Raw genomic sequence first — 12427 nt, forward strand, 5'->3', positions numbered from 1 at the left:
GGTCTTCAATTCCGAGGAGATTTAGGATAGAATTATTTAGGGACATCTGTATAACCTTCTTTACATGATTTTTGTGGTGAATTGATTGTACAACACGAGGGCAACAGTTGTCCTTTTTGTGTACAAAAAACTGGTATTGATTTTTCATCAATACCAGATAGTGTATACCCAAAAAGAAAAAGATGTGATGAAAGTTCATCACATCTTTTTTATTACTACTTGATTAAATAGTTAACTAAACCAACTTTAGTCATACCATCAGTAGCAACTTTCTTTAGAGCTTCAGATGACTTAGCCATCGCTTCACTCTCCCGTTCATTCAACGGAACTTCGATCACCTTTGAAACACCAGATGCATTAATTACAGCCGGAGTTCCTAGGTAATTATCCTTAATACCATACTCACCATCGACATAAGCCCCAACAGGTAATACAGCATTTTCATCCCGAAGAATTGCCCGTGTAATTCTCATTATGCAAGTTGCAACTCCATACGCGGTAAAGCCTTTACGATTGATGATTTCGTATGCCTTATGACGTACATCATCTTCAATCTTTAGCAATTCATCATTACTAATACCCCTTTCTTCACAAATTTGAAGAAGAGGCTTGCCACCAACAGTTGCACTGGAATACGCAGCGAATTCTGAATCACCGTGTTCTGCCATAATATTAGCACTAATATCTAATGGACTAACTTCAAGCTTCTTAGCTAAGGCAATCCGAAGACGTGCTGAATCAAGTGAAGTACCAGATGAAATAACACGATTAGTAGGTAATCCAGAAATCTTTTGAACCGCATAGGTCAAAATATCAACCGGATTAGTAGCTAACAAGAGAATTCCATCAAAACCGGTAGCCATAATACTCTTAGTAATTTGCTCCATAATTTTGAGGTTCTTCTCAACTAAGTCAAGACGAGTTTCGCCTGGCTTTTGAGCAGCACCAGCACAGATTACAACTAGGTCAGCATCCGCGCAGGCATTATAATCAGCCTGGTAAACTTGTTTAGGAGCAGTAAAAACAGTTGCGTCTTCTAAATCGAGGGCGTCACCTTCTGCGTGTTCCTTTGACAGGTTAACGATTGCCAATTCTTCAGCCAAGCCCTGTTGAACTAGTGCATAGGCGTAAGCCGAACCAACTTGTCCGTCACCAACAAGAACAACTTTTTGATGATTTTTTGACATAATTCAGTTTCTCCTTAACGATAAATTAAATTACATGAATAGGTGAGCGTAAATTGGTACCAAAATATCCATAGCCAGTGAAATAATCAAAACGGAAACACCGGCCATAGCACCTTGAACTTCACCAAGAGAAAGAGCCTTAACAGAACCAACAGTGTGCCCGGCAGAACCTAAACCTAAACCAGTAGCAACCGCAGAAATCTTCTTCAAGCCAAGAACCTTGATGAGGAATTCAGCCAATGCGTAGATAACAACGGCGTTAAGGATACATGCCATCGCAGTAACAGCTGGAACACCATGTACACCAGCAGCAATTGGCATGGCAACAGCAGTAGTTGCAGCTTGTGGCAACATTGATGCTGTTGAAGCAGCAGAAAGGCCGAACAACTTACATACAAGGTTGATAAGGAACAATGAAATAAATCCACCAACGAAGCAGATTACGATAATATCAAACCAGTACTTCTTGAAGATGTTGTTAACACGGTAAACTGGAATAGCGAAGGCCATAGTAGCTGGGTTCAAGAACCAGAAAATCATGTTACCACCAGGAAGGTAGAACTTCTTGTAAACAGCAGCGGTAGTAGAACCAGTACCCTTAGCCCAAATTGCTAAGACAACGATACCAAGTACCATACCAACAAGTAATGGGTTAAAAAGGAAGAATCCATTACTAATCTTTGTTAACCACATACCAATTAGGTAAACAATCAATGAAATGAAGATACCAGTAAATGGTAATGCTAGATTTGTAACAATCGTATTAGCCATAATTATTGTGCCTCCCTAGTCTTCTTTAGTACCAGTAATCTTGTGGTGAATGCTCATAACAAGGGCACCAACGTAGGCAATAACAACAAGAATGATAATCGTAGAAATAATGATTACGATAACATCTTGAAGTCCTTCCTTTTTCATGATGTCAAGGTGAGCGGCTAATTGGATACCTGATGGAACGAACAGGAATGCAATTAGTCCGATCATAAAGTCACCAAACTTAGCAACTTGGTGAAGCTTAACAATGTGACATGCCAACAGAATGTAAAGCAATACCATACCAATTAAAGGAGTTGGTACAACAAAGCTCTTTGGAAAAAGATCAGAGATCAATTGAGAAACAAATAAAATAGCAGCAAAGATTCCCATTTGAACATAAATGTTGGAATCCTTAGGTTGTTTGTCCTTTTCCATAACTTATTCCCTCCCACAGAAATAAAAAATTAATTTTGTTCAGCGTTATTCTAAAACGCCTCTTCGATTATTAATTTACACTTTTTTAACGATTTGTGTTCGCTTTCACACTTAAATAGCCATATTTTAAGATGAAATGCCCTAAACGAGGTGTGAAATGCCACTAGACTTTGTTACCATATTTACAATTTCGAAAATTAAGCAGCTATTTATATTAGAATTCTCTAACCAAACGTTGGTATATCAATATAATCATTGTCTATTCTTCTTCAATATATTTGTACACTATTGATCGAATATTAGTTTTTTGATTTCTCTTAATAATAGAAAAAGGAAGAAGTTCATGTAATCATTATCACGATCTTCTTCCTTTTTATTAGTTTAACTTCACTTTACTCCTAAAGCTTGCTTCGTTGCGGAAACAAATGACCGACTTACAGGAATTTTACTTCCATCATCAAGAGTTAACTCATAAGTATGGTTAAAACTTGGCTGCAATTCATGTACCTTATTAAGGTTAACAACAAAGCTACGATGAACCCGGATAAACCTGTTTGGATCTAATAAACTAATCATGCTATTTAACGTTTGTTTACTAATTATTTCCTGATCCTCAGTATGGACAACCGCTTTTCCATTTTGTGCCTGAACATAAAGAATATTTCGCTTCTGAATTACAATTGTTCGTTCATCATTGGTTAGTGAGATTCGAGGATTCTTCTGTTGAGGGGTAACTTCATTATTGTGCTGATTATTCTTCAACAACTTAGCAACCCGATTTACCGCATCGTTAATTCGCTCTTGTTCAAATGGTTTTAAAACATAATCAATCGCATCAGCCTCAAAAGCATCCAAAGCATATTGATCATAAGCCGTGGCGAAGACAATGTAGGGACCATTATTGATCTTCTTTAGCCGTTTAGCAAAAGCCATCCCACTACCATCACCTAATTGGATATCCAGAAAAATTAGATCAGGCTGGTTCTTTTCAACCTCCTCCCGAGCTGAATTAATTCCATCAGCCTCATTAATTTCATTAATGAGATCATTTTGTTCCAGTAAATAATGAAGCTCATCCCGCGCTAATGGTTCATCATCCACAATTAAGACTTTCATTCACTTGACCTCCTTTTTTAGTAAATGGAATGGAGATCATAACAGTTGTTCCTTGCTCACTACTCTTAAAATGAAGGCAACTATCTTCTCCATACAATCCAATTAATCGTTGATTTAAGTTATGTAATGCAGTTCCTGAACCGTGCTCAGACGGTACGGCTCGGTGTCCAAGATGGTTTATTAGGTCATGGGAAATTCCTTGACCATTATCTTTAACTTTAATAATCAATCGATCATTTTGTTTATTAATGTTTATAGTTACATAATTTTCGGTTTTTCGCTTTCCAAAAGCATGTTTTAACGCATTCTCAACTAGGACTTGGATTGTAAATGGTGGTAATAAAACATCGTCACTAACGGTACTATTTAGTTGAACATCATATTTATTTGGAAAACGGGTCATCTCTAAACTGAGGTAGGCATTAAGATGTTGACGCTCCTGAGTTAATGTTATCTGTGTTTCACGTGCACCAACAAGGTTTGAACGGAAATACGTACTCAACTGAAGAAGAAGTTGTCGAGCCTTTTCACTATCTCGCCGCATCAACGCACTAATTGTATTAATGGCGTTAAAGAAAAAATGCGGATTTACTTGTGCCTGAAGTGATTTAATCTCAGCGTCGCGAACTAATTTCGCCTGCATTTCCGCATTCCCTAAAGCAATTTGGTTAGCAAAAATTTCCCCTAGGCCAGTTGCTAATTGAATCTCAACCGGTGTTAATTTCCAACTATCCGTATAATACATCTTTAATGTCCCAACAACGCTATCCGCACCTCGAAGTGGGACAACAATTGCCGCCTGTAAAGGACAATTAATATGGGAACATCCAATTTCTTCCGCATTTCTTGCAACCTTTACCTGGCCACTTTGAATGACAGATTCGGACAAGGTCGTTACCATTGTCTTTCCTGAAATATGGTGATCGCTTCCTGCACCAATATGAGCGAGAATGGTATTGCGATCGGTAATACTAATTGCATCAAAGTTTGTATATTTTTTAATAATTCGGACAACTTGCTGGGCAGATTTGAAATTAAGCCCATTTCTGAAATATGGCAATGTTTGATTAGTTAATTTTAAAACCGAGTGAGTTTGGGTTGCCCGGGTTTCCTCTTCTTGACGAAGATACATTGTAATAATTGAAATAAAAATTGACGTTCCTAAAGAACTAATTAAAATCATGGGAATTGCAATATAGCGAACCAGGAGCCAACCAGTTGGGCTAAACAGGAATACAAAAATCATCTGGATTGATTCCATTGATAAACCAACGACAAAACTCTGCCACGGTGTCATAACAGTAAAGGAACTATTCTTATCCTTGTACAGATAACCAGAAAGGAGCCCAATTAACGTAGAACTTGGAATATAGAACCAGGCTTCACTGGCAAAACCAGCTTGAAAAGCCCGGTGGATCCCAGCAATTAAGCCAACTGATCCCCCTACCCATGGACCACCAATAATTCCCGCTGTTGTAACAGCAAGAATTCGCGCATTCACAACTGAATAATCATGTGATACAGCAGTTAGAAGAACCTTATTATGTAATTCATTGGTGGGGTCAATTTCAATCCCGGTAATATTCGCCATAATCGCAAAGAAGGAAAAGATTACTACTAATTGTAATTTTGCAGTAATCGTTTGGGCAAATAAACATCGCCGAAAGACGGGAATATTAACAAGAAGGAAGGCACAGATAATAACAAAACCGACCCTCTCGGCCATTAAAATTGTTAAATATAACATGTGTTTTTTCGCTCCAGTTACTGCTGAGTTCCGGTATTAATTACCGGTTGGGTTCCCCGTTCACTAATGATTGCCACCATAATATTATTGATAATTTGAAGACGCTGTTCATCAGTTAGCTCTAAATTTGCTTCCTTTGCTAAGCGATCGATTGCATCTTCAGTAATTGATACAGCACCCTCAACAATAATTTTTCTTGCTGAAAGGATGGCCGATGACTGCTGTTTTTGTAGCATCGCACTAGCAATTTCAGTTGCATAAGCCAAATGAGTCAATCGGGTTTCAATAATCTTAACCCCAGCAACGTTTAATCGTTCTTGCAACTCATTTGCTAACCGATCTGAAACTTCGGTTGGATTGCTCCGCAGGGTTAACGCATTTTCATTTTCAAACGTGTCATACGGGTACTCACTGGCAACATGACGAATTGCCGATTCACTCTGAATTTGTACAAATTGCTCGTAATCATCAACCGAAAATAGTGCCTTAGCAGTATCAACTACTTTAAAGACTATTACCGCTGCAATCTCAACCGGGTTCCCTTTAGAATCATTTACCTTAAGGATTTGACTATTAAAGTTCCGTACCCGAAGAGAAATAGATTCTTTATCAGTGAACGGTACGGTCATAAACAAACCGGCATCACGAATACTCCCAATATAGTTTCCAAAAAACGTTAATACCTTGGCCTCGTTTGGCTGAACAATAGTTAAGCTACTTGTCAAAATTAAGATAAGAATAACTAAGATGATTCCAACAATCATTGTTAATAGATGTCCTAATCGAAATCCACTATATACCAGCCAAAGACCAACTAAACCACCGATGATTGCCCCCAGTAAGCCAAGGTACCCATTAACATGAAATGCCCGTTTTTCCTTCATTTTATTTCCCCCTAAAACCGTAATCCTTTTGGATAGAAGTTTTTGACTGTCCCTTGAACTAACTTACCAAAACCACAGGGATGGTTATCACAAATTAATAGGTACCAGCCGTTAGGTAACTGGTCCTTAATTGTAAAGGTATCACCATGAACATATTGACGCCACTGCTCTTTATTTACTTCTAGAGACTTTTGGGTATCTTCTGGTTTTAATGCAAGTGCTAAAGCCAACGATGGTTCAAACCGCCGTTTTTTAAATGTTCCGAGATGTAAACCCGGGCGAAGAATATTTAGGTTATCAATTTCACTAATCCCTGCTGGCAAGTCATAAAGTTGATCTCCAAATAGGAGCAGTTTATTTGGCTGGTAGTTGGGAATTACCTTTTGCCGAAAATCATTAAATAACAATTGTTGTTCCCTGCTTAGGCCATACTTATTTTGCTGCTTCTTCTTTTTCCGTTCCTTTCGCTTTGAACCATCCACTGCTAGTGCGCTACCATAACGGAACTTCGAAATAAAGTGACCTTCTCCTTTAAGATGATGCGGAAATAAGCGAATTGCCTTTGTTAATTCAGGATTACCATCCGCCCATTCAGGACGTCCTCGATCCATTCCCGGATATGCTTTAATTTCTTCCATTCGCATCTCGAGGTAATTTTTAAGAATCCAACTCGCATTCTGTTCATCTTCTTCAGGAGCAAACGTGCAAGTCGAGTAAACCAGTATCCCACCTGGTTTCAACATCTTTATTGCCGAAGCGATAATTTTTCGTTGACGATTAGCACATTCAGCCGGATAGTCAGGATTCCAGTATTCAATTCCTGCTGGTTCTTTCCGAAACATTCCTTCTCCAGAACATGGTGCATCAATTAAGATTCGGTCAAAAAAGTGGGGGAATTGTTTTTCTAATTCTTCCGGACTCTCATTGGTAACTACTGTATGCCGAGTCCCCCACCGTTCTAAATTTTCGGCTAAAACTTGTGCCCGTTTTCGAAAGATTTCATTGGCAACTAACAGTCCTTGGTCCTTCATCAATGAAATTAAATGGGTCGATTTTCCTCCAGGTGCTGCGCAAAGATCAAGTACCTTTTCACCGGGCTGTGGATCAACTACCTCGCCTACATACATTGCTGATGGTTCCTGACTATATATCCACCCTGTAACATGATCAAGTGATTTTCCATTAACCTGTCCATAATACCCAGTCGGAACATAAGGGACTTTCCCTTCAGCTTTACTAATCGTTTCTTGCGGGAGACCATTCTTAAGAGGGTTAACTCGAAAGCCACTTACACTTTCCTCATTACTTAATGCTGTCAAAAATGCCGGCGCTTCTTCTCCTAACAATTGCTGATATTTAGCTTTAAATGCACTCGGTAGTTGCATTTCTTTCATCACTCCATCAATTTAATCTTAATCAAATTATAACTTATTTTAGCTGGTTCCTAAACATTTCCTCAGCGCATTCTTGCATTTCATTTAACTTTTTCTTAATTCCAGGTATAATATTTAATTATTCGCAATAATAAATCAAAGGAAGTGACAACTTCAATGGATCAACACCTAATTGCCATCGACCTTGATGGAACAACATTAAATAATCAATCAAAATTAACTGCTGAAACAATTAACACTTTACGTATTGCGGCCAAGAAAGGTCACATCGTCAGCATTATTACTGGTCGCCCTTATCGAATCGCTCAACATATTTATGACCAGATTGGAATTAAAACTCCAATGGTTAATTTTAATGGGGCTCTCACCCACATTCCTCATGAAAATTGGGATAAGGAATACGAAATTGAATTAACAAAAGAGCTTGCCCTTGATCTCTTAGTCCATAAAGCGGAACTAGGAATTGAAACAATCACCGTTGAAAGTAAGGAACGGTTCTGGGCAAACCAAGCAACCGAAGATGTTCCTGAATTTCTCCCAAACAAACTTAGACCAGAGCAATCTCTTAGTAAAAAAAACCTTAGCGACGACCCAATTGCAATGACGATCGAATACACGCCCGGTAGCAAAGATCGGATCATCAAAGCCGTTAACGAAAAATACGGGGAGTTTGTCGAACCACGGGTTTGGGGCGGCCCATATCATATTCTTGAGTTAATTCACCGCGGAACTCATAAGGAATCTGGCATGTTTTACATCGCTAAACAGTATGGAATTGACCGGACCCATATTATTGCTTTCGGTGATGAAAAGAACGATCTGGAAATGATTGATGCTGCTGGTCGTGGCGTTGCAATGAATAACGCCATTCCAGAAATTAAGTCAATTGCAGACGATGTAACCCCACTTGATAACGAACATAATGGTTTAGCTAGGTACCTCCAAGATTATTTAGAATTAATCTAATTTTCTTTTGTTAGGTCATCTCGATTAAAAAAGAGGGGCGGCGAAAAGTGATCTTTCGTCGCCCCTTATATATCTATTTCTTAAACTTCAGGATCGCCAGTAAACTTACCAACTACTGGTAAACTTTCAAGAACCCGCTTCATATGAAGTGAACGTTTAATTGCGGCGCTCACATCATGACCAGCCAAATTACCGTGATGTTTCCCGTTACGCCAAGCGGGAATATTACTAACATCATAAACCGTTCCTTCCACTGCGACATAGGCTGGATTACCATCTTGACCATTATACTTTGCAAGTTCTTCAGCGGAAAATGTCCTTGTAGTCATACTAAAATAGCTCCCTTCGATACCCATTGTTAGATTTATTATAGCACTTTTATAATTAACACTGGCCATTAGTGTTAATTAACAATACAATAATAATCTTAAAATTAAATTCACTTAAAGAACGTTCAATTATACAACAAGTATCAAAAATTTTGTTATAATGAAAACGAAAGTGATTCTGCAATTACTTTCGCTAAATACTTCTACTTAAGGATCGCGATATGTCATGTTATCGTGATCCTTATTTTCTATCTAATTAAACCGTCTAAAAAAGTGACAATATAATACAATAAAATTGCGGCAATAATGAGGGAAAGAACATCCCAGAGTTGACGCCAAATATTTTTCTTCATTTCCTTACCTTCCTCAAATCAATATTTCATATTATACACCAGATAACTTTTCCCCATACTATATTTCTATCCGAAAATCAAAAAAACGACATTCCAAAATAGGAACGTCGTTTTTTTACTTCTCATCTACTTCTTCATCGGTCTTAAGGACAGCCATAAAGGCTTCTTGCGGAATATCAACTTTTCCCACAGCCTTCATCCGTTTCTTACCACGCTTCTGCTTTTCCAAAAGCTTGGCCCGCCGATCGGGGTCACCAGTATGGATCCGTGCGGTAACATCCTTCCGGTAAGCCTTAATATTTGTTCTGGCAATGATCTTTGAACCAATTGCTGCTTGAATTGGAATTTCAAAGTTTTGTCGGGGAATAATCTTCTTTAACTTAGAAGTAATATCCCGTCCTCGCTCCGCTGCAAAGTCCTTATGCGCAATAAAGCTCAATGCATCAACCTTATCCCCATTTAGGAGGATATCAATCTTCACTAACTTACTTGGCTTGTAATCGTCAATCTCGTAATCAAGTGAAGCATAGCCACGAGTCGAACTCTTTAACTTATCGAAAAAATCAAAAATGATTTCGGATAACGGAATATGGTAGATCACGTTTACCCGAGTATCACTTAAATATTCCATTGTTTCAAAAATCCCACGTTTACGTTGGCAAAGCTCCATTACCGGCCCAACATAATCGTTTGGAACCATAATAGAAGCTTTTACGTAGGGTTCTTTAATATCCTTAATTGAGGAAGCATCAGGCATTTCTGCTGGGTTTTCAACTTCTTTTGTCGTGCCATCAGCAAGATCGACATGATAAGTAACCGAAGGCGCAGTGGTGATCAAATCAAGGTTAAATTCTCGTTCAAGCCGTTCCTGAATAACGTCCATATGTAATAATCCAAGGAACCCACACCGAAATCCAAAGCCAAGTGCTTGTGAAGATTCAGGTTCAAATGTTAAAGCTGCATCATTTAACTGTAACTTTTCTAACGCATCTCGTAAATCGTTAAACTTTGCGTTATCGGTTGGATAAAGTCCAGCATAAACCATTGGAGTCATTTGCCGATAACCTTCCAGTGGCTTATCAGTTGGAGTATCCGCATTTGTAACGGTATCACCAACTCGGGTATCCTTAATATCCTTGATCGCAGCAGTGATGTAGCCAACATCCCCCGCCATCAAGACATCCCGGGCAAGTGGCTTTGGTGAATTAATTCCAACTTCAGCGACTTCATATTCAGTTCCACTATTCATTAGACGAATTTTATCGCCCTTTTTAACGGTTCCTTCAAATACGCGAACACTAAGAACAACCCCACGATAATCATCATATTTTGAATCAAATATTAAGGCCTTCAAAGGTGCTTTTAAATTACCAGTTGGCGCTGGTACTTTCTGGACAATTTCTTCTAGTACCTTCTCAACACCTAAACCAGTTTTAGCACTAATATCTAAGGCATCATCGGTATCCAAACCGATTTCATCTTCAATTTGCTTCTTTGTTCCTTCAGGATCAGCCGATGGTAAGTCGATCTTATTGATTACTGGTAAAATTTCCAAATCATTATCCAAAGCTAGGTAAACATTTGCCAAGGTCTGCGCTTCGACCCCTTGCGTAGCATCGACTACAAGGATTGCACCCTCACAAGCTGCCAAAGAACGGGAAACCTCATAGGAAAAGTCGACGTGCCCTGGCGTATCAATCAAGTGAAAAATATAATCCTGACCATCCTTAGCATGATAGGTTAAAGCAACCGCATTTAGCTTAATGGTAATTCCCCGTTCACGTTCAAGGGGCATATCATCAAGAATTTGATCCTTCATCTCTCGCTTACTAATTGAGTCTGTCATTTCCAAGATTCGGTCAGCAAGCGTTGATTTCCCGTGATCAATGTGAGCAACAATTGAAAAGTTACGAATGTGCTTTTGCCGTTCTTTCATTTCATCAAAATCCATTGTCATGAATTAGTTCACTACTTTCTAAACTTGTAAAATAACTAGTACTAGTATACCAAAGACCGTCCTGCCTTGAAAAGTTAATCAATCAGGACATTAAAATACAATAAGCCAGTAATTTCAGTTAGCCACCGAAAATTACTAGCTTATTCTTTGTTTATTTATCTTCAAACGCATCTCGGAGCTTGTCTAAGACAGTCTTCTTAACTCCCTTAACCTCTTCACCACTCGCAGCAGCAAATGCCATCATAGCTTCCTTTTGACGCTTGTTAAGACTCTTCGGCGTATGAACGTGGACAGTTACATGTTCATCACCGTTACCATTACCGTTTAAATGCGGAACACCCTTCCCCCGAAGACGGAAGTTTGTCTCTGATTGGGTACCAGCAGGAATCTTCAAGTTAACGTCACCATGAACGGTCTTTACTTTAACCTCATCACCAAGTGCGGCTTGAGCAAATGAAATATCTTGATCAACATAAATTGTCGAACCATCTCGACGGAATTCACGACTTGGGGTTACTCGGAACACAATGTAAAGGTCACCATAAGGACCACCATTTTCGCCAGCATCTCCCTGGTGTTCCAAGCGCATTTGCTGACCGTCATCAACCCCAGCAGGAACCTTAACTTCCAATTCGTGTCGTTCATGAACATGACCTGTACCGTGACACTTAGTACATTGATCTTCTGGCTTAATAATCTTCCCAGTTCCGTGACAGTCAGGACAAGTTGTTTGCGTCTGGATATTGCCAAGTGGCGTCCGTCGTACGGTAAATATTACCCCACTACCATGACAACGTGAGCACGTTTCAGGAGACTTACCAGGTTTAGCACCAGTCCCATGACAAACATTACATTGGGCATCCCGTTCATACTTGATCGTGGTCGTCTTTCCGAACACAGCATCCATAAAGTCTAGGGTCATTGAATATTGTAAGTCACGACCCTGACGAGGTGCCGTTGGATCAGCCTGACGACGACCACCACCACCAAAGAATTGGCTAAAAATATCGCCAAAGTCACCACCAGCAAAATTGCCGTAACCTTGTTGACCACCAAAGCCACCGAAACCACCATCAGCATTAGGGCCCGCAGAACCAAATTGGTCATATTGAGAACGCTTCTGCGGATCACTCAAAATTTCATGTGCTTTATTAATTTTCTTAAACTTTTCTTCAGCACCAGGTTCATGGTTAATATCTGGGTGGTATTTTGCGGCTAATTTCCGGTAAGCACGGTTAATTTCTTTTTCCGACGCATCCTTTTTTACACCAAGGATGTCGTAATAACTTTCTTCTGCCATACG

The 12427-nt window shown here is 39.2% G+C and carries 11 protein-coding genes; 1 reads left to right on the plus strand and 10 read right to left on the minus strand.

The window, feature by feature from the left end; all coding sequences use genetic code 11:
• Positions 1-215: 215 nt before the first annotated feature.
• From H5R64_RS00270 to H5R64_RS00300, 7 genes are all read right to left on the minus strand, one after another.
• Positions 216-1187, minus strand: a complete 972-nt coding sequence (locus H5R64_RS00270) for an L-lactate dehydrogenase (protein ID WP_182582485.1) — start codon at positions 1185-1187, stop codon at positions 216-218.
• A gap of 30 nt (positions 1188-1217) precedes the next feature.
• A complete protein-coding gene (locus H5R64_RS00275; protein WP_182581543.1) occupies positions 1218-1958 on the minus strand; it encodes an LrgB family protein in 741 nt (246 codons plus the stop codon).
• Positions 1959-1973: 15 nt separating this feature from the next.
• On the minus strand, positions 1974-2378 hold the full coding sequence (locus tag H5R64_RS00280) for a CidA/LrgA family protein (protein ID WP_182581542.1): 405 nt from the start codon (positions 2376-2378) through the stop codon (positions 1974-1976).
• A 387-nt stretch (positions 2379-2765) separates the two neighbouring features.
• Positions 2766-3494 carry a LytR/AlgR family response regulator transcription factor gene (locus tag H5R64_RS00285; protein WP_182581541.1) on the minus strand — a complete coding sequence of 243 codons (729 nt, stop codon included), beginning with the start codon at positions 3492-3494 and terminating at the stop codon, positions 2766-2768.
• The gene (locus H5R64_RS00290; RefSeq protein WP_182582487.1) at positions 3472-5241 is read right to left on the minus strand and encodes a sensor histidine kinase; all 1770 of its coding nucleotides are present in this window, start codon (positions 5239-5241) and stop codon (positions 3472-3474) included. Before H5R64_RS00290 ends, H5R64_RS00285 begins: the two co-directional genes overlap by 23 nt.
• A gap of 17 nt (positions 5242-5258) precedes the next feature.
• Positions 5259-6125: an SPFH domain-containing protein gene (locus H5R64_RS00295; RefSeq protein WP_182581539.1), complete on the minus strand. Its 867-nt coding sequence runs from the start codon at positions 6123-6125 to the stop codon at positions 5259-5261.
• Between the two features lie 11 nt (positions 6126-6136).
• The gene (locus tag H5R64_RS00300) at positions 6137-7510 is read right to left on the minus strand and encodes an RsmF rRNA methyltransferase first C-terminal domain-containing protein (RefSeq protein ID WP_182582489.1); all 1374 of its coding nucleotides are present in this window, start codon (positions 7508-7510) and stop codon (positions 6137-6139) included.
• Positions 7511-7675: 165 nt separating this feature from the next.
• Between H5R64_RS00300 and H5R64_RS00305 the strand changes: the two genes are divergently transcribed.
• Complete coding sequence (locus H5R64_RS00305; RefSeq protein ID WP_182581537.1) at positions 7676-8485, plus strand: Cof-type HAD-IIB family hydrolase; 810 nt, start codon at positions 7676-7678, stop codon at positions 8483-8485.
• A gap of 80 nt (positions 8486-8565) precedes the next feature.
• Here H5R64_RS00305 and H5R64_RS00310 read toward each other — a convergent pair whose 3' ends face one another.
• The 3 genes from H5R64_RS00310 to dnaJ form a co-directional block, all read right to left on the minus strand.
• Entirely contained in the window at positions 8566-8814 is a 249-nt protein-coding gene (locus H5R64_RS00310; protein ID WP_182581536.1) for a cytochrome b5 domain-containing protein, read from the minus strand.
• Positions 8815-9282: 468 nt separating this feature from the next.
• Positions 9283-11118 (minus strand): translation elongation factor 4, encoded by a 1836-nt coding sequence (gene lepA, locus H5R64_RS00315; protein WP_182582548.1) that lies wholly within the window; start codon positions 11116-11118, stop codon positions 9283-9285.
• A gap of 157 nt (positions 11119-11275) precedes the next feature.
• Complete coding sequence (gene dnaJ / locus H5R64_RS00320) at positions 11276-12424, minus strand: molecular chaperone DnaJ (protein WP_182582491.1); 1149 nt, start codon at positions 12422-12424, stop codon at positions 11276-11278.
• Between the last annotated feature and the right edge of the window lie 3 nt (positions 12425-12427).

Origin of the sequence: Limosilactobacillus fastidiosus, assembly GCF_014145505.1 — a bacterium.
Taxonomy (GTDB): Bacteria; Bacillota; Bacilli; order Lactobacillales; family Lactobacillaceae; genus Limosilactobacillus; species Limosilactobacillus fastidiosus.